This is a genomic window from Lysobacter sp. A378 (genome assembly GCF_054052125.1).
Genome location: NZ_JBSVRK010000005.1, coordinates 53,676 through 76,850 on the forward strand (window position 1 = coordinate 53,676; position 23,175 = coordinate 76,850).

The window sequence follows — 23,175 nt, forward strand, 5'->3', positions numbered from 1 at the left end:
CTGCTTAGGGAGCGACACCATGAAACCTGGCTATGTAGTGATAGTTATGGCATCGCTGGCGTTTGCCGGCTGCACGGACTCCTTCGAGACGGGTTCGCCGGTTGACACAGCCGCTGCGCAGGCGGAAGCGGAGGCATCTGCACAGACGGAACAAGACGGCTCCGACGCGAATGCGGAAGCAACCGACACGACGGCAGGAGAGGCCGCGGTCGAGCAGGCGATCGAAACCAATCTTGGTGACGCCGCCGCCTACCGGGCGACGTTTGATCGTCTGCAGCAGGGCGTGGGATCGGCGGACAAACAGGCCGTTGCGGCGTTGGTGTCGTATCCGATCAATGTCGAGATCGACGGCAAACCGCGCGTGATCCGGGATGCCCAGGCATTCATCGAGCTGTGGGACCAGGTCATCACCCCCGGGATCGCCTCGGTCATCACGTCCCAGCAGTTCGCTGACTTGCGGGTCAACTACCAAGGGGTGATGTTCGGCGATGGTCAGGTCTGGCTCACCGGCATCTGCCGTGACGATGCCTGTGCCGCCAGCGACATCCGGGTGGTCACGATCCAGTCGGGACCGGCGTCACCCGACCCCCTCGCTTTCACCGTGAACGTGACGCTGTCGGATTCGGCGAAAGAGCAGTTCAGCAGCTCAGGAGAGACGGTGATCGTCGGCGCGACGTACTTTGCCGACCCCGCGGCGGACGCCGGAGAGGATGTCATCAATGACGTAGGCCAAGTCGATCTTGGCAGCGCGCTGGTGACGCTTCCCGGTGAAGGCCAGGCGGCGTTCGGCAGCGGCGGGCTGCAACGCGACCGGCTCGACCTCATCGAAGGCGAGCCCCAGGTAAATATAAACGTCTGGTCGGGGCGCAAGTCCTCACCCGACAACCTGCTGGATTGCGACATGTTCCAGGACGCGATCGCGGTGGCGGCAAGCCAGCCGGTCGCGATCGATTGCCGCCTGCTCGATGAAGGCAACCAGGGAGCATAGGGGAGGCGAGGATGCGTTGGAGAGTTTTCGGTTGCCGCCATCGCGCCGGGTCATTCCCGGGTGATGCCCTGTCGATCATCACCGCCAGCCTCCTGTTTCCGCTATGGCTGCTGTGCGCCGGACTCGCCACGGCGGCGCAGGACACAGCGGCTGTGCCGGATGCGGTGCCGCAGGACGCGCCCGAAGCCCGCGCAGACCGACTTCGCGTCGGCATTTATGCCAGCCCGCCGTTCGTGATGAAGGACAGTACCGGCGGCTACACCGGGATGGCAGTGGACCTGTGGGAAGAATCGGCCAAGGGGTTGGGCTGGAATTACGAGTACATCGAACAGGAGACGATCAGCGACCTGGTCGAGGGCCTGGAGAGCGATCGCCTGGACGTGGGCCTCACCAACCTGTCGGTGAACCAGGAACGTGCCAGACGCATCAACTTCACCCAGCCCTGGTACGACGGCGGCTTCCGGATCATGATTCACAAGGAAGGCAACACCGGCTTCTGGGCCGTGGTCGCCGGCCTCAGGAAATCCGGGCACCTGCGCGCGTATGCGTGGATCTGCGCGATCATTGTCTTCGCCACGGTCCTGCTGACCCTGTTTGACCGCCGCTTCGACGAAAACTTCACACGGCGCTGGCCGGACGGCGTTGCCGAGAGTTTCTACACGGTGATGTCGGTGACCACGTCGGGCAAGCCGCCGTCGCGCAAGAACCTGTTCGGGTGGGTCGGGCGCCTCTGGCAGGGGTTGTGGCTGGTGTGCGGGATCGCGGTGCTGGCTTACCTGACCTCGTCGGTGACCAGCGTGATGACGACCCTGTCACTGACCAGTCGCATCAACAGCATCGCCGACCTGGCGGGCAAGACGGTCGGGGTGCGCGATGGCAGCACCGGCGAGGAGTACGCGCTGTCGACCGGGCTGAACATCCATCGCTACGACAACGTCGAGCCGGCGGTGGAGGCCTTGAGGAACGACAGGATCAGCGGGCTGATCGGTGACGCGGCAGTACTGGAGTACTACCAGCACACCCATCCGGGCGCCGGCGTGACGGTGGTCGGGGATATCTTCAGCCCGCAGAGCTACGGGTTCGCATTGCAGAAGCACAGCGAGATGACCAAGCCATTGACGGTGGAGTTGCTCGGGCTCAAGAAGAGCGGCTACCTGGCGGAAGTCAACGAGGAGTACTTCGGGCCGGCGCAGTGACTTGCCCCGGTTGCCGGCGACAAGCCGACCCTGACCGCACCGCCTATCATTGGAGCCAACCCCGCACTGGAGCCCGATCATGAAATCCCGCGCCGCCGTCGCTTTCGAAGCCGGCAAGCCCCTGCAGATCGTCGAAATCGACGTTGAGCCGCCGCGCGCCGGCGAGGTGCTGGTGAAGATCTCCCACACCGCGTTGTGCCACACCGATGCGTTTACGCTGTCGGGCGATGACCCGGAAGGCGTGTTCCCGGCGGTGCTCGGTCACGAGGGTGGTGGCGTGGTGGTCGAGGTGGGTGAGGGCGTCACCAGCGTCAAGCCCGGCGACCACGTGATTCCGCTGTACACGGCGGAATGCGGCGTGTGCAAATTCTGCACCTCGGGCAAGACCAACCTGTGTTCGTCGGTGCGGGCCACCCAGGGCAAGGGACTGATGCCGGACGGCACCACGCGGTTCTCCTACAACGGTGAGCCGATCCATCACTACATGGGCTGCAGCACGTTCAGCGAGTACACGGTCGTGGCCGAGGTGTCGCTGGCCAAGGTCAATCCCGACGCGCCGCTGGAGAAGGTCTGCCTGCTCGGCTGCGGGGTGACCACCGGCATCGGTGCCGTCCACAACACAGCGAAGGTGAAACCGGGCGACACGATTGCCGTGTTCGGCCTGGGCGCGATCGGGCTGGCGGTGATCCAGGGCGCGGTGCAGGCGAAAGCCGGGCGGATCATCGCGATCGACACCAACCCGGACAAGTTCGAGCTGGCGAAGTCGATGGGCGCGACCGACTGCGTCAACCCGAAGGATCATGACAAACCGATCCAGGACGTGATTGTGGAGATGACCGACGGCGGCGTGGAGTTCAGCTTCGAGTGCATCGGCAATGTCAACGTCATGCGGGCCGCGCTGGAGTGCTGCCACAAGGGCTGGGGCGAGTCGGTGGTCATCGGTGTCGCCGGCGCGGGCCAGGAAATCAGTACCCGGCCCTTCCAACTGGTCACCGGCCGGGTCTGGCGCGGTTCCGCGTTCGGCGGCGTCAAGGGACGCTCCGAGTTGCCGGGCATGGTCGAGCAGGTGATGCGCGGTGAGATCGACCTCGATCCGTTCATTACCCACCAGTTGCCGCTGGAACGCATCAACGAGGCCTTCGACCTGCTGCATGAAGGCAAGTCGATCCGCACGGTGATCCACTACTGACGGGGAGCGCACATGCAACGTATCGAACAACACGCATGCTTCGGCGGCAGTCAGGAAGTCTGGCAACACGCCTCCAGCACGCTGGGCTGCGACATGAAATTCGCGGTCTACCTGCCGCCACAGGCAAGGCAGGGCCCGTGCCCGGTGCTGTACTGGCTGTCGGGGCTGACCTGCAATGAGCAGAACTTCATCACCAAGGCCGGTGCCCAGGAGTACGCCGCGCAGCATGGCGTGATCCTGGTCGCCCCCGACACCAGTCCGCGTGGCGAGGGTGTCGCCGACGACGAGGCCTACGACCTCGGCCAGGGGGCGAGCTTCTACCTCAACGCCACCCGCGAGCCGTGGGCGGCGCAGTACCGGATGTATGACTATCTGGTGCAGGAACTGCCGGCGCTGGTGGATTCGCATTTTCCAACCACTACGGCGCGGGCGATCAGTGGCCATTCGATGGGTGGCCACGGCGCACTGGTGATCGCGTTGCGCAATCCCGGCATGTACCGCAGCGTATCGGCGTTCGCGCCCATCGGTGCGCCCAGCCAGGTGCCGTGGGGCGAGAAGGCCTTCAGCAACTATCTCGGCGACGACCGCGAACAATGGAAGCAGTGGGACGCCAGCGCGCTGATTGCCGGCGCCGGCGAACGTCTGCCGTTGTTGATCGACCAGGGCGATGCCGACGACTTCCTCCAGACCGAGCTCAAACCCGAACTGCTGCGTGCCGCCTGCGAAGCCGCCGGCCATCCGTTGACGCTGCGCCTGCAGCCCGGTTATGACCACAGCTACTACTTCATCGCCAGCTTCATCGGCGAGCACATCGCCTACCACGCGAAGGCGCTGAAGGGCTGAGCCGCCGGGGTTCAGAGCAGCGGTTGCGCCGGGTTCGCCAGATGGAAATCGGTAAACGCGAACCGGCCGTCACGCAACACGGTTTCCCCTTGTCCCAGGCGCAGTGCCGTGGCGAACATCGGGCCATCGTGAACCAGGGTGTGGAACTCGCCGTTCTCGCCGCAAGGGTCGCAGCGGTCGGGTAGCTCGGCCAGCAATGACGCATCGAGTGATCGACCGCTGAAGCCGGCGTCGAGTTGTTGGGTATCCACGCAACAAAGACGGGTGCGCAGGCCGCCGGCGATCATCTCCCGGGCCAGGGAAGCGGTATCGGCGCCGAACAGCGGGGTCTCGATCCGCCAGCCATGGCGATCGCACAATGCCTCTCGCCAGGCACGTACATCGGCCAGCAACAGGTCGCCGAAGGCGATGGTGTCGATGCCGGGCCAGCGTTCGCGCGCGGCCGCCAGGGTTGCGGCGAAGGCCGCCTCGTAGGTGTCGTTGTCGCCGCCGTGCGGGATCACCGACTCCAGCAACGGCAACCCCACGGCGGCGACCTGCGCGTAAAGCACATCCCGGCGGATGCCATGCATGGCGACGCGATCGAAGTCCCCGTTGAGCGTGGTCAGCAAGCCGACAACGCGGACATCGTCGCGCTGGCGCAGATGGTGCAGCGCCCAGGCCGCGTCCTTGCCGCCGCTCCAGGCGAGCAGGAGGTCCTTTTTCATGCGTACGGTAGCGGCGTGGCGCGCGGGCTCAAGCGGCGGTCACGTCGCGCAGTTCCCAGGCGCTGCCGGCCAGCAGTCGCAAACGTTGTTTGAGCACGTTGCCGGGGATGGACGTGGTGACCACCAGGTCGATGTGCAAGTCATCCTGGGCACCTTCCACGGTCGCCCCGGGGTCGGTCGCGGCAAGGGAGCGGTCGACCTCGTCGGGCTGGTCCTGCTTGCGGCGCCAACGCTCGAACAAGGCATTGCTGCGCAGTGCGTCCTGCAGCTCCGCGGCGAAGCCGGGGCCGCTGTGTGCGGTGAACGACAGGTCCGGATCAGCACCGCGGGCACGGGCCCCGTCGGGCAAGGTGATGTAGTAACGAGTGGCCATGCAGCCTCCTTCAGCGGTGGATGACAGCCTAGTCGCGACGGCATTGGGTCTTCGTGAAATCACGCCGTCGGTTCAATCCAGGTGCACGTGCGCGCCGTGGCCCTTGGGACAATGGCAGACCGCGGTAGGACCGAATTCGGTGCCGAAGGTCTGGCCGTCGCGGTGGCGCTGCCAGTAGAAATTCGGCTCCGGGGTCTGGTCGTTGCCGATCTCGGCCATGTCGGCGTCGACATCGAACAACCGACCGTCGACCATCACGTAACGGGTATCGATGGTGGCGCGGATGTCCTCCAGCGGGTTGCTGTTGAGCACCACCAGGTCGGCCTGCTTGCCGACTTCCAGCGAACCGATGTCGCCGTCCAGCCCGAGGTAGTCGGCACCATCGATGGTGGCCGCGCGCAAGGCCTCGAAATTGCTGAAGCCGCCGTGGGTCAGCAGCCAGATCTCCCAGTTGGCGCTCAGGCCCTGCAACTGGCCGTGGCCGCCGATCTGGATGCCGACGCCGGCATCGCGCAGGACCTTGGCGGCCTTGGCCACATCGACGTGGTGATAGTCCCAGTCCGGCGCGGTCTCGCGGCGGATGCTGCGCGCATCCAGCGTCTCGCGCGGGAAGAAGCGGTTGAGCTTGTCGTTCTCCCACACGTTGTCGCGCGCGTACCACCAGTACTCGCCCGACAGGCCGCCGTAGCTGACCACCAGGGTCGGGGTGTTGCGCACGTCGGTCTGCGACCACAGCTCGACCACGTCCTTGTACAGCGGCGCGACCGGGATGTTGTGCTCGATGCCGGTGACGCCGTCGAGGATCATGGTCATGTTGTGGTGGAAGGTCGAACCGCCTTCCTCGACCACCAGCATGCCCAGCTCCCTTGCGGCGGTGTTGATCTGCTGGCGTTGCTCGCGGCGCGGCTGGTTGTAGCTCTTGACCGAGAACGCGCCGTTGGCCTTCATCCGGCGCAGGTGGCTGCGGGCGTCGTCGAGCGAGTTCACCTCCGCCTTGAAGTCGCCATCGGCGCCGTACAGGATCGTGCCGGTCGAGAAGATCCGCGGGCCGACCATCTTGCCGGCCTTCTGCAACTCGGCCTCCGAGAACACGAACTCGGTGGTCGCCGACGGGTCGTGCATCGAGGTGATGCCGAACGCGAGGTTGGTGTAGTACGCCCAGTTTTCCTGCGGCACGACCCCCTGGCCGAAGTGCGCGGCGTGGGCGTGGACGTCGATGTAACCGGGCAGGATGGTCTTGCCGGTCGCATCGATGACGTTGGCGCCGGCCGGCACCTGCACCGCATCGCTGGTGCCGACCGCGACGATCTCGTCACCGCGCAGCACGATGGTGCCGTTCTCGATGACGTCCTCGGAATCCTCCGCATCGCGCATGGTGATGATCCGAGCGTTGGTGAACGCGACCAGTTCGTCGGGCGCGTCGATCGGCACGGTCAGCCCGACCGCGATGCCGCCGCCGTGGACCGGTGCGGGGATCTCCGTCGGCGCGCCGGGCAGGAATGCGACGCTCTCATCGAGCCTGCGCGAGTGGTACCTGTCGCCGACCATCCAATGCAACGATTCCGAGTCGGCTGCCCAGTGCAGGTAGCTGCCGACATCGGCGCTGACCGGCGTTACCGGGATTGCCTTGGAATCCTTGCCCAGTTCGATCGGCTTGCCGGTCGACACCATCGGTGCGACATAGGCGTTGAACAACTCGGTGAACGCGACCCACTTGCCGTCCGGGCTGACCTGCACCGCGTCGACGTACTTGAGGTTGAACACCTCGCGCGGGTCCTCGCCGTGCAGGCCGACCGACATCAACTTCTTCTCCAGACCGCCGCCGGTCAGGTACAGCACGCGGCTGCCGTCGTCGTTGAACTGCGGCGCGCTGCCCTTCTCGGCGACCCGCACCGGCTCGCCGCCGCCTGCAGGCATCACGTAAACGCCCCGATCAACCGACCACAGGCTGCCGGTCAGGCCGCTGCCGCCGGTCTTGGAGTAGACGATGCGCTTGCCGTCGGGCGAGAACCGCGGGTTGTAATAGAAACCCTTCTCGTCGGTCAGGCGGGTGCCCTTGCCGGAACCGTTGGCGTTGCGCACGTAGATCGCGCCCAACGCCGCGTCCGACCAGGTGGTGTAGAGCAGCTTGCCGCCGTCGGCGCTGAAGCTGGGCTCGTATTCGTACAGGCCCTCGTTGCCGGTCAGGCGTTTGGGCTCGCCGCCCGGCAGCGACTTGTGCCACAGCTTGCCGAGCGCGTGGAACACCAGCGTCTCGCCATCGGCCGAGGTGGCGACGTCGCGGATCATCTTCGGCGCGAAGCGGCCCTCGTCGATGACCTGCTCGAAGCGCAGCGGCTCGGTCACGGTCTGTTCGATCTGCGCGGTGAACGGAATTTCGGTCGCCTGGCCGCCCGGCATCGCGATCCGCCACAGCTTGCCCTGCGCCCACAGCACCACGGACCTGGAGTCGGGCATCCAGTCGAAGCCGGTGTACGGGCCGAAGATCGCCCAGGCTTCCTGCTGGTCGTGGCTGAGGCCGTCCCACACCGGTCGCACCTCGCCGCTGGCCAGGTCGAGCACGTGCAGCACCGACTTGTCGCGCACGCGCTTGACGAACGCCAGTGACTTGCCGTCGGGCGAGGGCTGCGGCCGCACCGCGCCACCGGGAGTCGCGAGCAGGGTGTCGGTCTTGCCGGTCTGGCGGTCGAGCCGCTTGATCGCGTAGATCACCCCATGCGGGTCGCGGTTGTAATTGAACGCGCCGCCGTCGCTGACATCCTCGGAGTAATACACGTAGCGGCCGTCGGGCGACACCGCCGGCTCGCCGAGATCCTGCTGGTCGTTCTTGCGCTCGGTCAGCTGCAGGCCTTCCTTGCCGCCGCTGACGTGGTACATCCACAGCTCGCCGGCGCCCAGTGAGCGCTCGGAGGTGAAGTGCTTGCGGCCGATGATGAAACGGCCGTCCGGGGTCCACGCCGGATTGTTGAGCAGACGGAAGTCTTCCTGCGTGACCTGCACCGGGTCGCTGCCGTCGGTATCAATGCGCCACAGGTTGTTGCCGCCGCCGCGGTCGGAGGTGAAGGCGAACTCGGCGCCGTCGGGCGAATAGCGTGGCTGCACGTCCCACGCCGGACCGCTGGTGATGCGCTGCGCCGTGCCGCCACCGATGGGCAGGCGGTACAGGTCGCCCAGCAGCGAGAACACCAGCTCGTTGCCATCGGGGGCGACATCGACATCCATCCAGGTGCCTTCATCGGTGCTGAAGCGCACCGTCCTGGTCGGGCCGTGCGCGGCGGTGATGTCCCATTTCTCTGCTTCTTCGTCCTCGCCATCGCGCTGGGTCCTGCCCTTGGCGGCGTCGGGCGCGGCCTGCGCGGGGTCGGTGCCGACCGGGTCGAGCGCGTCCTGCTCCAGTTGCACCGGATCCTCAGCGGTGTCGCTGGTGTCGCGATCCAGCGGCGGAGTCGGCGTCGGTTGCGGGGCGGGCTGCGGTGCCGGTTGCGGCGGCTTCGGCGGCGGGTCCTGCGCCAGCACGGGCAGGGCGAGGGACGCGGACAGCACGCTGGACAGCGCAAGGACAAGCAGGCGAGGGGTCATGGACAGGCACGCATGGCGGACGAATCGTGCAGCCTAGCCTGCATCCGACGCGCGGTCGTAGGCTGATAGTCCCGGATCGAGGCGTGGCCGTGTGACCGGCCACCCAGACTAGTCGAAGCGGATGCCGCCCTCGGACGCGAAGCCCACTACCACCGCGCCCTTGCCGACATTGACCATACCGGTCAGGCTCATCACGCTTTCGAACACCTCGATGTTGTTGGCGGCGCAGGCCGCGCGCAACTCGCCATAGCCCGGCAACTGGCGCATTTCGTCGAGTTCGCCGCCATAGCTAAGGCACACTGTCGGGGTCATCAAGCCGGTCTGGATGCGCTTGATGGTGCCGGCGAACACCTTTTCCACCGCCGCCTCGAAGCCCTTGATCTTGGCTGCCGGGCCAGTCTCGCCACGGTTGCAATGCAGCACCGGCTTGATGTCGAGCGCGCTGCCCAGCGCGGCGCTGAGCAGGCCGACGCTGCGATCGCCCTTCTTGCGGGCCCGGGCGCGCAGGTAGTACAGGTCGCGCGGCACCAGGTAGCCGTGGGTGTGCAGGGCGAGGTTTTCCAACCGTGCGCGGATCTTCGGCGCGCCCTCGCCGGCATCGCGTAACCGCACCGCCTCGACCGCGGTAATGCCCTGCGCGGCGAACAGGTTCTGGGTGTCGATCACGCGCAAAGCGAACGGCGTGTTGTTGCCAGCTGCGGCGCGCGTGGCCTTGTAGTCATTGAGGATCGCGAAGCCGGCCTGCTGGGCGTTGTCGAAGATCGGGCTGCGGCTCTTGGTGATGGTCATGCAGAACACGTAGTCGTAGTCGATCACCATCCTGCCCAGGAACAGCTCCTGGATCTGCTGCACCGTGAACGGCATGGTCTCGGCCTCGGCGCCGCCCTCGGCGACGTGCGCGTGCAGGAACTCCAGCGTCGCCTGCTCGTTGCGGTGATCGGCCAGCACCGCCTCCCCGATCCGCACCGTGATCGGCAGGATCGTCACGTCGTGTTGCTGCAGGTATTCCAGTGGCAAGTCGCAGGCCGAGTCGACAACCAGTCCAATGCGCATGAATCCCCCTGAAGGAAGTGACGACGGCGTCACAAAACACTTGCAGCATAGCGCCGCTGGGGTGGTCGTGCGTGGTGTCAGTCCGTGGTGTCAGTCCGACGCGCAGCTTGTCCGCTTCTGGCTGTTGGCGGTCCACGCATCTTTACGAAATCCTAACGTAACATTCCCTTCGTAGCCTATGCGGGCTCAGCGATGACGAGCTGATCCCCGCCCTCGATGGTTGGGTCGGTGCGCCGCTGCAGCGGACCCCTTTCAATCACGAGAACAGCATGTCGCATCGCAATCGGTCCACCCGCGTTTTCGCGCCGCAACCCAGGCCGCTGAGCCGGATCATCCACGGCCTGCTGATCGCCGGAATGGCATCGATGCCGCTGCAGGCCCTGGCCCAGAGCGAGTCGGACGCCCCGGCCGAGCCCACCGAACTCGACGCCGTCCAGGTGACCGGCAGCTACAGCCGCAGCCTCGAGCAGGCGGTGGATATCAAGCGCAGCAACATCGGCATCTCGGACTCGATCGTCGCCACCGACGTGGTCGACTTCCCCGAGCAGAACCTGGCCGAGGCGTTGCAGCGCATGCCCGGCGTGACCATCGAGCGCAACAAGGGCCTGGGCACCGCGGTCAACGTCCGCGGCCTGCCGTCCGACTACACCCACGTATCGATCAACGACCTGGCGACGGCCTCGGGCAGCGGCGGGCGCGACGTCGAGTTCGACATCTTTGCCTCGGAGATCATCCAGCAGGTCACGGTGCAGAAGTCGCCCATCGCCTCCGACGAGGAAGGCGGTATCGCCGGTTCGGTCAAGATCTCCACCGCGCGTCCGTTCGACTACAGCGAGCGCAAGCTGGCGTTCTCCGCGGAAGGTGCGCACAACTCCATCTCCGGCGAGACCGATCCCAAGTACTCGTTCCTGGCCAGCGACACCTGGGGCGACTGGGGCGCGCTGGTGTCGTTCTCCAAGGCCGAGCGCACCAACCGCACCGACTCCAACTCGGGCATCAACTTCCGCCCGATGTCGCGCTTCCTGGGTGCCGGCGGCGACCGCAGCGCGCAGGCGGCGTCGGTGCTGGAGCGCGATGCCGGGATCGTCGTGCAGGAGCCGAACAACAGCGACGAAACCAACCTCATCATCTTCCAGGACAAGGTCGGCGACCGCATCTACGTCAACGAGCAGGACAAGTGGGGCGCCACCGCGGCGCTGCAGTACCGGCCCAGCAGCGACTTCAGCCTGACCTTCGACGCCATGGTCGGCGGCTACGACACCACCGAGGACGAGTACGACGCCGCGGCCTACTCGGCCTCCAGCCGCAGCACGCTGGACACCATCCACGAGTACGACGCCATCACCCTGGACCAGTACGGCATGGTGGTGTTGCGTGACGTGTCCTACACCGCCACCCAGCACGAGTTCCTGAGCAAGGAGCGCATCAACAAGAGCGACTTCGGCCAGTACAGCGTGGCGCTGGACTGGAAGGGCGACAGCTGGACCGTCGATGGCCTGCTCGGCTATTCCGGTGCGGAAAAGACCCTGGACCACGCCAACCTGAAGCACGTGGCCTATGCGCCTTCGCGCACGCGTTGGACCGACACCGGCGGCGAGACGATCACCAGCGGTGACCCGGCCACCATCGACATGTACGACGCGCCGGAGAGCTACCTGTTCGAGGCGTACGAGACCAGCCTGGAAAAGGTGAGCGACGACAAGTACGCCGCGCAGGTGAACTTCCGCAAGACGCTGGACCTGGCGTTCTTCCCGGCGCTGCACAACGTGCAGTTCGGTGCCCGTTACACCGACAAGTCGAAAGAGCGCAATCGCGGCGAACGCAACATCAAGGGACCGGGCGCGGGCGATGAGTCATGGGCCGGCGACCGTACCCTGGCCGACAGCGAGCTGGAGTGGGTGACCGACATCGTTCCGGGCGGGAAGTACGAGGCGCGCGACCTGGCCTGGAAGCAGGTGTCCAATGACTACGCGCGGGCCACCTTCCGCTACCCCGGCTTCTCCACGCCGTTCGACGAGGGCGAGTACTACCGCGTCGACGAGGAAGCGACCGCCCTGTACGCGATGGCCGACTTCAACTTCGACCTCGGCAGGATCCCGATATTCATCAACGCCGGTGCGCGCTACGTCGACACCTCGGTGGTGTCTTTCGGCTACCACCCGATCCAGAACCCCGACGGCACGCCGGGCTTCACCGAGGACCCGGTGTCGCAGAAGGGCGACTACTCGGACGTGCTGCCCAGCCTGAACATGACCGCCGAGCTGTCCGACGGCCTGCTGCTGCGCGCCGCCGCGTCCGAGGCGATGATGCGTCCGGCTCTGAGCGACCTGGCCTACAAGCGCACCGCAAGCTGGAGCTCGTTCCGCTTCACCGACGGCAACCCCAACCTGGCGCCGACCTCGGCCGAGCAGTGGGACGTCGGCCTGGAGAAATACCTGGACAACGGTGGCCTGCTGGCAGCGTCGTACTTCCAGAAGAAGATCGACGGCGTGGTCATCAACGCGCTGACCGGGGTGGTCCCGGACGTGGCGGTGTACAACGCCAACGGCACGCTCGCCGGCTACTACGACTTCGACGTGTACCAGCCGGTGAACGCCAGCGGCTCCTACGATGTCGACGGCTTCGAACTGATCGCGCAGTTGCCGTTGAGCATGCTGCACCACTCGCTGGAAGGCTTCGGCATCAACGCCAACTACACCTCGCTGGACAGCTCGCTCGCCGGCGAGTCGGCGCTCGGCATCAAGACGCCGATGCCGGGTCTGGCCGAGGAGACCTACAACCTGACCCTGTACTACGATAACGCGCGCTTCGACGCGCGCGTGTCCTACAACTACAAGGACGAGTACGTCGAGAGCCTCGGCTACAACATGTATCCGATCTACCGCGATGCCTACGGCCAGACCGATATCTCGGTCGGCTATTGGATCACCGACAACGTCAAGCTCAGCCTGAAGGGCATCAACATCACCGACGAGGAGACGACCGGCTACACCATGGACCCGTCGTTCCCGACGATGCACGAGTTGTCCGGCCGCCGCCTCAGCCTGGGTGTCCGGGTCGATTTCTGAGCCGGCAGTCACGCGTGGCGATGAGTCGATGAGGGCGCGGATGTCCGTCGGCCGCGCGCTGGCGGTGCCGGCGCTGGCCGGACTGCTGGTGGCCTGTGCCGCCAGCCACGGCGGCCTGCCGGCGGTACGTGCGGACGCCGCGCCACCGACGTCCGCGCCCGTCCGCGCGCCGGTCCGGATCGCCTTCATGCCGGACATCCACTTTCACGATGTCTACGCGGAGTTCCAGGACGGGTCCTTCCCGGGGGTGCGCAACCCCCGCAACGGACGCAACGCCACCATCCGCACCATGCAGGCGCAGCTGACGTCCACGCGCCTGTTCAACGAGAACTACTTCGCGTTCATCGCTGCGCTGGACGACGCGGCGGCACGCGGTGTGAAGTACATCGCGCTGCCCGGTGACTTTTCTGACGACGGCCAGCCGGTCCACATGCGCGGACTCGCCCGGCTCATGGACGAGTACTCGGCCCGGCACGGCATCGAGTTCTTTGCCGCACCGGGCAACCACGATCCCGTCCGTCCATTCGACCAGGCTGGCGGGAAGGACGACTACCTCGGCGTCGATCCCGCCACTGGCGAGGTGGGTTTTCCGCAGCCCATCTACAGCCGCGGTGGCAATACCGACTGCAGCAGCGCGCCGTACGTGGGCGAGTGGGCCAGGTTAGGCGCGAGCTACTGCACGCAGGAAGTTCGGCACCTGGGCTACGCGGGCATCACGCAGATGCTGGCGCAGCATGGCTTCATGCCGAAGCCGCAGTACCTCTACTACGAGACGCCGTACAGCAGCTACACCTACGACGATTACGACTACCCGACGGCGCTGGAGCAGGCCAGCTGGGCGAACCGCCAGTACGAGATCTGCCAAACCTTCTGCAAGACGGTCACCGATACCTCGTACGTGGTGGAGCCGGTCGAAGGTGTCTGGCTGGTGGGCCTGGACGCCAACGTTTATGTACCAACCGGCCCCGGCCGCAACGACTTCACCGGCTCGGGCAACCAGGGCTACAACGCGATGCTCCGCCACAAGCCGCAGGTGGTCGAGTGGTTGCGCAGTGTCGTGGCCCGCGGCGAAGCCCGGGGCAAGCAGGTGATCGCATTCAGCCACTTCCCGATGGCGGAGTTCTACAACGGCGCCTCGGACGATATCGAGGCGCTGCTCGGCGCGGATGCGATGCAACTGGTGCGCCGTCCCGCCGAAGACACGACCCGCGCGCTGGCCGAAACCGGCCTGAAGGTGCACGTCGGCGGCCACATGCATTTCAACGACACGGCCGTGCGCGACTATGGCGGTGGTACCGCGCTGTTCAACATCCAGGCGCCGTCCCTGGCCGCGTATGTGCCGGCCTACAAACTGATGACGCTCGACCGCACCGACCAGATCGAGGTCGAGACCGTCCGGCTGGACGAGGTGCCGCGCTTCGACGAACTGTTCGACCTCTATCGCGCCGAGCATGCCTACACGCAGCCCGCGCTATGGAACCTCTCCATCCTGGACGCGACGAGCTATGGCGATTTCACCCATCGCTACATGACCGAGCTGGTGCGCCTGCGCCTGTTGAACGACGATTGGCATTGCGATATGCGCGAGCTCGTCAAAAGTCCGCTGACTGGGGCCGACCTGCTCGTGCTGTCACAGCTGCAGACCGAGGTCACGCTGAAGGAACTGGCCAACACCGGCGCGCGCGCTGAGCTTTCGACGGAGTTCTTCGATTGCCTGTCCGACGCGGGCGGAAGCGGTGCGGGCAATCCCGCGTTCGCAGCCGACTTCGCCGCCGCGGAAACCAAGGCGCGTGCGCTGGCGCAGGCAGACGGCATGCCGCTGGAGGATTTCGCCCGGTGGCAGGCACTCGAAATGGTCGGTGACTTCGTGCGCCTGGCCAATGCAGGCGATCTCGCGTTTGCCGACATCTCCACCGAGCGCGCGGCCCACTACCAACTGCTCGCCCGGGCCTTGCAGCAAACCGATGCGACACTGGTGATGCGCGGCGCGAGCGTCAGCAACGCCAACACAATCGGCGACGTGGTGCAGGCGCGTTTCAAGCCGTTGATGGCGATCCTGCTCAAGCTCGCCGCGGGCCCGCCGTCCGAGCATGTCCGGTTGGACCTGACGAGCAACGAACTGATCGACCTGTCGGACAATCCCTCGCCGTTCTGGCGGTGATGCGTTCGGATCTGTTTGACGCGCTCTTCGGCCGAACAAAGCACCTCGTGGGTCGAGCGGGTGTTCGATGTCAAAAGGTGGACGCCTATGCCCAAAGGCGGGCACTTCGCTGCCATGGAACAGCCGCAGCTCCTGGCGGAAGAAATCCGCGCGTTCTTCCGTCCGTTGGGGACTCCTGTTAGCCGCCAACTCAAGGTCGGCAGCTATTTCGTTGACCAGCGGTCGACCGGTATGGCTAACTGTGCCTTCCTGATCGACGGCCTGAAGGTCGTCCAGAAGAGGGTTTCATGTTGGAGCTTGTGACCGTCCGATAACCGCGCTCCGACCTTCCAAGGTTGGCCGGTTATCAATGCGCGAATCCTTCAGTGGGCACTATGTGTCCGCTGGTTTTGCCCATTCCGGATGAGTCCAGCACCCAATGAACATCTCCAGATCGGAACAGCGGGCACTGCATGTGCTCGCGAAAGGCGGCGCCATTGTCTACGGCCGCGATACGTCGGGACGCGTCACCACGGTGGAGTGTTACTCCGCCGACGGGTACCTGCTCGTCGATTGCACGTTGGCTGTCTTCAAGAAGCTCAGGTCCAGGCGCCTCATCAGGTCCGTCTCCGGCCAGCCCTACCGCATCAATGCGGCGGGCCTGAAAGCGGTCAGGCCGCAGCTCGACAACCGGTAACCACCACAACCGCCCATGCGTCGGCGTGATGGTTCGTGAGCGAACCTCACAGGCGCTCGGCGGACATCAACTGAGAGCTATTCCATGACGTCAAACCACACCCCAAACCACACCTCCAACATCGTGCAGCCGCAGGCCCTCTTCGAAGCCGGCGTGACCATCCGCGACGAGGCAGCAAAGGAAGCCGATGCCATCGGTCTGCTGACCCAGGTGGCCTTCATGCGCGAGACGTACTCGAGCCACACCGAGCAGTTCATCGTCGAGGCACTCCGTCGTGCAGGTCAGTTGACGGTTTCGCTGGTCGCGGCCAGCGGTCCCGGACTGATCGGACATGTCGCGGTTTCCCCCGTCAGCCTTTCGACGGGAGAAACCGGATGGCACGGCCTGGGGCCACTGTCGGTCCACCCGCAGTGGCAGAAGCAGGGAGTCGGATCCGCGCTGGTAAACACTGCGCTGGAGCGACTGCGGCAGCTGCACAGTGCAGGTTGCGTACTACTCGGGGATCCCGCCTACTACTCGCGCTTCGGGTTCAAAGTCTGGCCAGGACTGGTGTTGCCCGGCGTACCGGCGGAGTACTTTCAGGCCTTACCTTTCGGCCCCGATGTCCCACACGCTGAGGTGTCGTATCACACGGCGTTTGTTGCCACGTCGTAGTCGCTGGCGTCACCGGCTGCGGGTCGCGTCCCGCGTCCCGCAGCTTGTCTACGCGTGCGGTCGTAGTGAGCCGCCGTTCCGTCCCGGCTGAACGAGCTGCTGGTGCTGATCGGGTGGAATCTGGTTTCGACCCGAAGCGGGCCAGTTGCTCGACATCAGTCGCGACGAATGGCGCACCAGTGTCGTCGCCATCGACAAGGTCTGCGTTGCCGGCGGCAACAAGTCGGTCATCGCCAGGCTGGTGACTGAGCACGGAAAGCCGGGCATCGAGAGGGCGTAGGCATGAAACTGACACACATGTGCCCCGTCGTCCCCTACGGTGATCCCCCCGTGGAGTTGGCATTGAAGCCATCGTCTTGCTCATTGACGCGTCGCCACCCCCTCGGCGACACCCCGAGCACCGACTTGAATGCCCGTGACAGCGCGGCCTCGCTGCCGTAGCCGACCTCGCTGGCGATCAGCTTGAGCGGGCGCCCTTTGCGCAGCGCCTGCCGGGCCAGGCCGATGCGCCATTGCTGGAGGTAGGCGCCGGGCGTGCAGCCCACCGTTTCGCGAAAGCTGTTGGCGAATACACTGCGCGACATGCCGGCGCTGTCGGCCAGGCTTTCCAGTGACCATTCGCGTGCGGGTTGCTCGTGCATCGCCACCAGTGCGCGGCGTAGCCGGGTGTCAGCGAGACCGGCGAGCATGCCGACCTGCGTTTGCCCACTTTCCATCAGTTGGCGCAGGACCTGGATCAATACCACCTCGAAAAGCCGATTCACCAGGGCCTGGCGGCCGCAGCGATGCGCGAAGGCTTCCTCGAACAGCAGCCCGAGCACGCTGGCGGCGCCGTCGATTTTGGCCAGCGGCAGGCAAGTGAAGGCAGGAAGCGCGGCGACGATCGGATTGCCACCACCACCCTCGAACGACAGGTTCGCGCAGGCGAAGTCGGCCCCGCGCTCGGGGTCGGTGGAAAACCGGTGCGCCATCGGCCGCGGATACAGCAGCAGGCTGGGTACGGTGACCCGTTGCGCGACCGAGCCACCATGGATGACGTCCACCGGACCGCTTCGGATCAAGTGCAACTGGCCGGTGTCCCCTTCGGGCAGCAGGTCGTTGATGCCGCACAGCGCGCCAGCATGGAACACCTGCGCGGTGACGGAAAAATGCGCCAGCAGCGCTTCAAGGCGGTCGACTGCCATTTGATACTCTCAATCAATTATTAAGGACTATACGTTGCTTTAAGTCCTGGCCGCGCGTGCAACATAGACCTTGCCACGAGGCATCGGCATTTCCGCCGGAAGACTTTGATCAGGAGCTCATCATGCATACCATTGCCCGCACCCTCGCCGCCGCCATGGCCGTTGTCGTTGCTGCCGGCCCTGCCGCTGCGTCCCAGGCCGTGCAGCCCACCGCCGACGCCACCACCCAGACTGGCAGCTACATCAGCACGCCGGATGGCGTCCAGTTGTATTACAAGGACTGGGGCCCGAAGGACGGCCCGGTGGTCACCTTCAGCCACGGCTGGCCGCTCAACTCCGACAGCTGGGAATCGCAGATGCTGTTCCTCGCCTCCAAGGGCTATCGTGTCGTCGCCCACGACCGCCGCGGTCACGGCCGCTCCAGCCAGCCGTGGGACGGCAACGAGATGGACCAGTACGCCGACGACCTGGCCACGGTGATCGATACCCTGGATCTGGACGACGTGACCGTGGTCGGCTTCTCGACCGGCGGCGGCGAGGTCGCCCGTTACATCGGCCGCCACGGCACCGACCGGGTCAAGAAGGCGGTGCTGGTCAGCTCGGTCCCGCCGCTCATGCTCAAGACTGCGGCCAACCCGGGCGGGGTGCCGATCGAGGTGTTCGACGGCATGCGCGAAGCGTCGCTGGCCAACCGCTCGCAGCTTTACCTCGATATCGCGTCCGGCCCGTTCTTCGGCTTCAACCGTCCCGGCGCGGAAGCTTCACAGGGCCTGATCAACTCGTTCTGGGCGCAGGGCATGCAGGCCGGCCACAAGAACACCTACGACTCGATCGCCGCGTTCTCGGCCACCGACTTCACCCAGGACCTCAAGCGCTTCGACGTGCCGACCCTGATCATCCATGGCGATGACGATCAGATCGTTCCGATTGAAGGCTCCGGGCGCGCCGCGGCCCGGTTGATCGACGGTGCGCGCTTGATTGTCTACCCGGGTGCGCCGCACGGCCTGACCGACACCCACAAGGCCCGGTTGAACCAGGACCTGCTCGACTTCCTCGAAAAGTAAGCGGAGGCGAGGAACCGGCCGTGCACCATGCACGGCCGGTTCTTTGCATTTTGGGGCGCTACGTCGCACTGCCCGGGTCTTTCGGCACACTGCGCCGGCGGCATCGTTTACGGCATGATCAGCCTTCCGGGGGCGCCGCTCCCGCTTCAGTCCGGAGATCCTATGCGCCGCACCCTCGTCGTATCCGCCCTCACCCTGGCCCTGTGCGTCGCCTGCTCGCCCGGCGCGCCCACGGCTGCCACCGCTCCCGAAACCACCTCCGCCCAAGCCGGCGCCGCCACCACGGACGCGCGCCTCAACGAATGGTTCGAGCAGAAGTACGAGGAGCAACTGCAGTTCAGTCCGATCCGGATGGCGTTCCTTGGCCGCAAGGACCGCTACTCGGAACTCGACGACATGTCGCGCGAGAGTGCGGCCAAGCAGTTGGCCTGGCAGGTCGCGGCGACCGAGGAGATGAAGTCCACTTTCGATTACGACGCGCTGGGTGATGACGCCAAGCTGTCGTGGGACCTGTTCGTGTACCAGACGGAGGCGGCCAAGGCCGCCGACCGCTTCAGTGACCACCACTATCCGTTCGAGCAGATGGGCGGGGCGCAGTCGTTCCTGCCGACCTTCCTGATCAACTTCCACAAGGTGGATGAGGAGTCTGACTACACTGCCTACGTCGCGCGCTTGCGCGAGGTGCCGCGTGCGTTCGGGCAGTTGATGGACCAGGTCAAGCGTTCGGCCGGGCTCGACATCCGCCCGCCGCGCTTCGCCCATGAAGGCGTGATCGAGCAGGCCGGCAAGGTCATCACCGGCGCACCGTTCACCGATGGCGAGGACAGCGCGCTGTGGGCCGACGCACAGGCCAAGGCCGATGCGCTGGTGAAGGCCGGCAAGATCGACGAGGCGCGCGCGCAGGAACTGAAGGACACCGCCCGCGCGGCACTGGTGGAGGCGGTGCAGCCGGCCTTTGCCGATGTCATCGCCTGGTACAAGGCCGACCTGCCGAACGCGCTGGTCAACCCGTCGGGCGTCGGCACCACCCACCCGGACGGTGCCGCGTACTACGCCGAGCGCCTGGCGGCGTCGACCACCACCGACCTGAGCCCGGAACAGGTCCACCAGATCGGCCTGGACGAGGTCGCGCGCATTCGCGGCGAGATGGAGGCGCTAAAGGAGCGCGTCGGCTTCGAGGGCGACCTGAAGGCGTTCTTCCACTTCGTCCGCACCGACCCGCAGTTCAAGTATCCCGACACCGACGCCGGCCGCCAGGCCTACATCGACGACGCCACCGCGGCGATCGACACCATCAAGAAGCAGTTGCCCAATTACTTCGGCCTGCTGCCGAAGGCGGACCTGGTGGTCAAGCGGGTCGAGCCGTTCCGCGAGGTCGCCGGCGCCGCGCAGCACTACTACCCGAGCACGCCGGATGGCAGCCGCCCGGGCGTGTACTACGCACACTTGTCCGACATGAACGCGATGCCGAAGACCGAGCTGGAGGTCATCGCCTACCACGAGGGCCTGCCGGGCCACCACATGCAGATCGCTATCGCGCAGGAGCTGGAAGGCGTGCCGGAGTTCCGCAAGCAGGCCGGCTTCAGCGCGTACTCGGAAGGCTGGGGCCTGTACTCGGAGTGGCTGGCGCGCGAGATGCCCGGCACCTACACCGACCCGTACTCGGAATACGGCCGGCTCACTTCGGAGATGTGGCGCGCGATTCGCCTGGTGGTAGACACCGGAATGCACGCCAAGGGCTGGACCCAGGAGCAGGCGGTGGCGTTCTTCGCCGAGAACAGTTCGATTCCGCTGGAGGCGGTCCAGGCCGAAGTGCGCCGCTACATCACCTGGCCGGGCCAGGCGACCAGCTATAAGATCGGCATGATCAAGATCCAGGAGCTGCGCGCGAAGGCCGAGGCCGAGTTGGGTGAGGACTTCGATATCCGCAGCTTCCACGACGCTGTGCTTGGCGGCGGTGCGCTGCCGCTGACGCTGCTGGAGCGCAAGATCGACCAGTGGATCGAGGACGAGAAGCAGGCCTGAGGCCCGCAGAAGAAATAGGGAACGGCAGCAATCGACGCGCGCGATTGCTGCCGTCTCCAGGGCCCTGATTCGCAAGCGCCGCGGTTTGCGTCCGGGTCGAGAGACGACCTCACGCCAGCCTCTCCTTGAGCTCCTGCCGATAGCGCCGGCTCACCGCCACCGTACCTCCGCCCAGCAGGTGCGCGCGCGCATCGCCGGTGTCGAACGGCTCGATCTCGCGGACCCGGTCGAGGTTGACGATGGCACTGCGGTGCACCCGCGCGAAGCCCCGGTCGTCGAGCTTCTGCTGGATCCCGGCCATGGTCTCGCGCAGCGGGTAGACGCGCTCGCCGACGTGCAGGTTCACGTAGTTACCGGAGGCTTCGATCCAGTCGATCTGGTCGACCTTGACCAGGAACTCGCGACCGAGCTTCCTCACCAGGAAGCGGTCGGTAACCGGCTCGGCGGCCACGTCCTCGCGGCCCTCGCTGATGAACCCGGCCTCGCCCTGCCAGCGGCGCAGCACGAACCGGTACAGATAGATCACCGCCAGGAACAGCAGGTAGCTGCGCACGTCCTTCAGGTACTCGTAGACGAAGCCGTCGAACCAGCCACTGAACCAGCTGCCGAACTCGTAGTCGCTGCCCATGGCGGCGTACGCCAGTTCGCGCAATGCGACCATGCCGGACACGTGCAGCAGTGAGAGCGGCACCGAGAACAGCAGGTGCGCGGGCACGCTGCGCCGGAAATCCCCGCGTTGCAGGGGAAAGCGCTGGTTGAACCACACCAGCAGCGGGACCAGCGCCAGCCAGGTGATGGCGCTGGAGATCTCCCAGACCCACGGCACCCAGCGGGGGAGGTCCAGGCCGGAACTGGCGAAATCGATGCTGGTCGTGATGCTGTTGCCGGCGCAGTTGATCGCAGCCACCAAAATCCAGATGCCAACCTCGAAGGTGCGCCGGTGGCGAAGATAGGTCTGCGGGTTCACGCGGGTTCCTTATCGGTGGCACGGGCGAGTCTAGCGCGGCCCGCCCCCGTTCGTCCCGCGGTCCCACCACTTGTCCCACGGGCCCAGCGTAGCGTCACTTCACGCTACCAGCGGCTGCTGCGGCGGGGGAGGCTGCCCCCTCGATCCGAGGAGCCCCGCCATGAAAGCCGCCACTGGTAGTGACCGCCGCCGCTACGACATCGATGCGCTGCGCGTGTTCGCGTTCGCCCTGTTGATCCTGTACCACGTCGCCATGTTCTACGTGCCGGACTGGGGTTGGCACATCAAATCCGCCCATTCATTGGCGTGGCTGAAGCTGCCGATGCTCATGGTCAACCAGTGGCGCATGCCGTTGCTGTTCCTGATCTCGGGATTGGCGGTGCACTTCCTGCTGCGCAGTGTCGGCGCCGGGGGGTTCGCGTGGATGCGGACGAAACGCCTGCTGGTGCCGCTGCTGTTCGGAATGGCGGTGGTGGTGCCGCCGCAGGCGTACCTGCAGACCGTGTCGAATGGTGCATTCGAAGGCGATTACCTGGCGTTCCTGGTCCGCTACTTCACCTTCCAGCCGTGGCCGCAGGGCGCGTTCGACGGCGCGGACGTGGGCATCACCTGGAACCACCTGTGGTACCTGCCGTACCTGCTGGCTTATTCGCTGCTGCTGGCGGCGCTGCTGCCGTTGCTGCGCAGCCGCGCTGGAGTCGCGTTCACGCGGTGGTGGCGCGGACTCCGCGGCCTGCGGCTGTGGTTGTTGCCGGTGCTGCCGCTGGTGATGGCCAGCTGGGCGTTGTCGGCGCGTTTTCCAACCACCCATGACCTGTTGCACGACTGGCACATGCACGCGCAGTACGGGGCGATGTTCCTCTATGGCTACTGGATCGGTGCGGATACGGAGCTGTGGGCCGAGATCAGACGGCAGCGCTGGTGGCTGCTGGTGGCGGCGGTGTGCACGTTCACGGCGTTCTACTGGCTGCTGTTCAACACGGTGTCCGAGGTGAGTTTCGCGGGTGCGCGGTACGACTTCGTCCAGCGCCTCAACGGCTGGACATGGATCCTGCTGGTGCTGGCGTGGGGCCATCACCTGTTGGACCGGCCGTTCCGGTGGCTGCCGTACGCGACCGAGTCGGTCTACCCGTGGTACGTCCTGCACCAGTCGATCACGGTGGTGGCGGGCTACGGGCTGGCCAGGCTGTCGCTCGGTGCTTGGCTGGAGCCAACGCTGGTTCTGGCGGCGACCGCGTTTGGCAGCGTGCTGATCACCGAGTTCGTGATCCGCCGCGTCCGTTGGTTGCGGCCGCTGTTCGGGATGAAGCGCCAGCCGCCGCGGTCGTCAGCGCCGCGCTGCGGCACCTCCAGCGTCGGTGCGCGCGGTGTTGCCGATGATCGCGTGGCGGATCCCGATCGCCGTGACCAGCGGCCACAGCATCTCTTGCTCCCGGACCGATGAACCG

At 65.9% G+C, this 23,175-nt stretch carries 19 protein-coding genes; 13 read left to right on the forward strand and 6 right to left on the reverse strand.

Annotated features, from left to right (window positions below):
* Positions 1 to 19 precede the first annotated feature (19 nt).
* The 4 genes from ACW7G1_RS14335 to fghA all read left to right on the forward strand — a co-directional run bounded on the left by ACW7G1_RS14335 (position 20) and on the right by fghA (position 4,216).
* Positions 20 to 988, forward strand: a complete 969-nt coding sequence (locus tag ACW7G1_RS14335; protein WP_456980435.1) for a hypothetical protein — start codon at positions 20 to 22, stop codon at positions 986 to 988.
* Between the two features lie 11 nt (positions 989 to 999).
* Positions 1,000 to 2,184, forward strand: a complete 1,185-nt coding sequence (locus tag ACW7G1_RS14340; RefSeq protein WP_456980436.1) for a transporter substrate-binding domain-containing protein — start codon at positions 1,000 to 1,002, stop codon at positions 2,182 to 2,184.
* 79 nt (positions 2,185 to 2,263) lie between these two features.
* Positions 2,264 to 3,373, forward strand: a complete 1,110-nt coding sequence (locus tag ACW7G1_RS14345) for an S-(hydroxymethyl)glutathione dehydrogenase/class III alcohol dehydrogenase (protein ID WP_456980437.1) — start codon at positions 2,264 to 2,266, stop codon at positions 3,371 to 3,373.
* 12 nt (positions 3,374 to 3,385) lie between these two features.
* Complete coding sequence (fghA, locus tag ACW7G1_RS14350) at positions 3,386 to 4,216, forward strand: S-formylglutathione hydrolase (protein WP_456980438.1); 831 nt, start codon at positions 3,386 to 3,388, stop codon at positions 4,214 to 4,216.
* Positions 4,217 to 4,227: 11 nt separating this feature from the next.
* Here the strand turns inward: fghA and ACW7G1_RS14355 are convergent, their stop codons facing one another.
* From ACW7G1_RS14355 to ACW7G1_RS14370, 4 genes are all read right to left on the reverse strand, one after another.
* Positions 4,228 to 4,923 (reverse strand): Dph6-related ATP pyrophosphatase, encoded by a 696-nt coding sequence (locus tag ACW7G1_RS14355; protein ID WP_456980439.1) that lies wholly within the window; start codon positions 4,921 to 4,923, stop codon positions 4,228 to 4,230.
* A 28-nt stretch (positions 4,924 to 4,951) separates the two neighbouring features.
* Complete coding sequence (locus ACW7G1_RS14360) at positions 4,952 to 5,296, reverse strand: hypothetical protein (RefSeq protein ID WP_456980440.1); 345 nt, start codon at positions 5,294 to 5,296, stop codon at positions 4,952 to 4,954.
* Positions 5,297 to 5,368: 72 nt separating this feature from the next.
* Positions 5,369 to 8,875, reverse strand: coding sequence for an amidohydrolase family protein (locus ACW7G1_RS14365; protein ID WP_456980441.1), 3,507 nt, complete (start codon positions 8,873 to 8,875; stop codon positions 5,369 to 5,371).
* Positions 8,876 to 8,983: 108 nt separating this feature from the next.
* On the reverse strand, positions 8,984 to 9,928 hold the full coding sequence (locus tag ACW7G1_RS14370) for a DegV family protein (RefSeq protein ID WP_456980442.1): 945 nt from the start codon (positions 9,926 to 9,928) through the stop codon (positions 8,984 to 8,986).
* Between the two features lie 269 nt (positions 9,929 to 10,197).
* Between ACW7G1_RS14370 and ACW7G1_RS14375 the strand changes: the two genes are divergently transcribed.
* From ACW7G1_RS14375 to ACW7G1_RS14400, 6 genes are all read left to right on the forward strand, one after another.
* The gene (locus tag ACW7G1_RS14375; protein WP_456980443.1) at positions 10,198 to 12,996 is read left to right on the forward strand and encodes a TonB-dependent receptor; all 2,799 of its coding nucleotides are present in this window, start codon (positions 10,198 to 10,200) and stop codon (positions 12,994 to 12,996) included.
* A gap of 40 nt (positions 12,997 to 13,036) precedes the next feature.
* A complete protein-coding gene (locus ACW7G1_RS14380; protein WP_456980444.1) occupies positions 13,037 to 15,157 on the forward strand; it encodes a metallophosphoesterase in 2,121 nt (706 codons plus the stop codon).
* Between the two features lie 87 nt (positions 15,158 to 15,244).
* On the forward strand, positions 15,245 to 15,460 hold the full coding sequence (locus ACW7G1_RS14385; protein ID WP_456980445.1) for an alpha/beta fold hydrolase: 216 nt from the start codon (positions 15,245 to 15,247) through the stop codon (positions 15,458 to 15,460).
* A 115-nt stretch (positions 15,461 to 15,575) separates the two neighbouring features.
* A complete protein-coding gene (locus ACW7G1_RS14390; protein ID WP_456980446.1) occupies positions 15,576 to 15,833 on the forward strand; it encodes a YjhX family toxin in 258 nt (85 codons plus the stop codon).
* A gap of 84 nt (positions 15,834 to 15,917) precedes the next feature.
* Complete coding sequence (locus ACW7G1_RS14395; RefSeq protein ID WP_456980447.1) at positions 15,918 to 16,487, forward strand: GNAT family N-acetyltransferase; 570 nt, start codon at positions 15,918 to 15,920, stop codon at positions 16,485 to 16,487.
* 145 nt (positions 16,488 to 16,632) lie between these two features.
* On the forward strand, positions 16,633 to 16,767 hold the full coding sequence (locus ACW7G1_RS14400; protein WP_456980448.1) for a hypothetical protein: 135 nt from the start codon (positions 16,633 to 16,635) through the stop codon (positions 16,765 to 16,767).
* Between the two features lie 34 nt (positions 16,768 to 16,801).
* Here the strand turns inward: ACW7G1_RS14400 and ACW7G1_RS14405 are convergent, their stop codons facing one another.
* Positions 16,802 to 17,671 carry a cupin domain-containing protein gene (locus tag ACW7G1_RS14405; protein WP_456980449.1) on the reverse strand — a complete coding sequence of 290 codons (870 nt, stop codon included), beginning with the start codon at positions 17,669 to 17,671 and terminating at the stop codon, positions 16,802 to 16,804.
* A gap of 122 nt (positions 17,672 to 17,793) precedes the next feature.
* On the opposite strand from ACW7G1_RS14405, the gene ACW7G1_RS14410 reads away from it, so the two are divergent.
* The gene (locus ACW7G1_RS14410) at positions 17,794 to 18,735 is read left to right on the forward strand and encodes an alpha/beta fold hydrolase (RefSeq protein ID WP_456980450.1); all 942 of its coding nucleotides are present in this window, start codon (positions 17,794 to 17,796) and stop codon (positions 18,733 to 18,735) included.
* A gap of 162 nt (positions 18,736 to 18,897) precedes the next feature.
* Entirely contained in the window at positions 18,898 to 20,760 is a 1,863-nt protein-coding gene (locus tag ACW7G1_RS14415) for a DUF885 domain-containing protein (protein ID WP_456980451.1), read from the forward strand.
* Between the two features lie 109 nt (positions 20,761 to 20,869).
* Here the strand turns inward: ACW7G1_RS14415 and ACW7G1_RS14420 are convergent, their stop codons facing one another.
* On the reverse strand, positions 20,870 to 21,727 hold the full coding sequence (locus ACW7G1_RS14420) for a LytTR family DNA-binding domain-containing protein (protein WP_456980452.1): 858 nt from the start codon (positions 21,725 to 21,727) through the stop codon (positions 20,870 to 20,872).
* A 160-nt stretch (positions 21,728 to 21,887) separates the two neighbouring features.
* On the opposite strand from ACW7G1_RS14420, the gene ACW7G1_RS14425 reads away from it, so the two are divergent.
* Complete coding sequence (locus tag ACW7G1_RS14425; protein WP_456980453.1) at positions 21,888 to 23,171, forward strand: acyltransferase family protein; 1,284 nt, start codon at positions 21,888 to 21,890, stop codon at positions 23,169 to 23,171.
* The last annotated feature ends 4 nt before the right edge of the window (positions 23,172 to 23,175 follow it).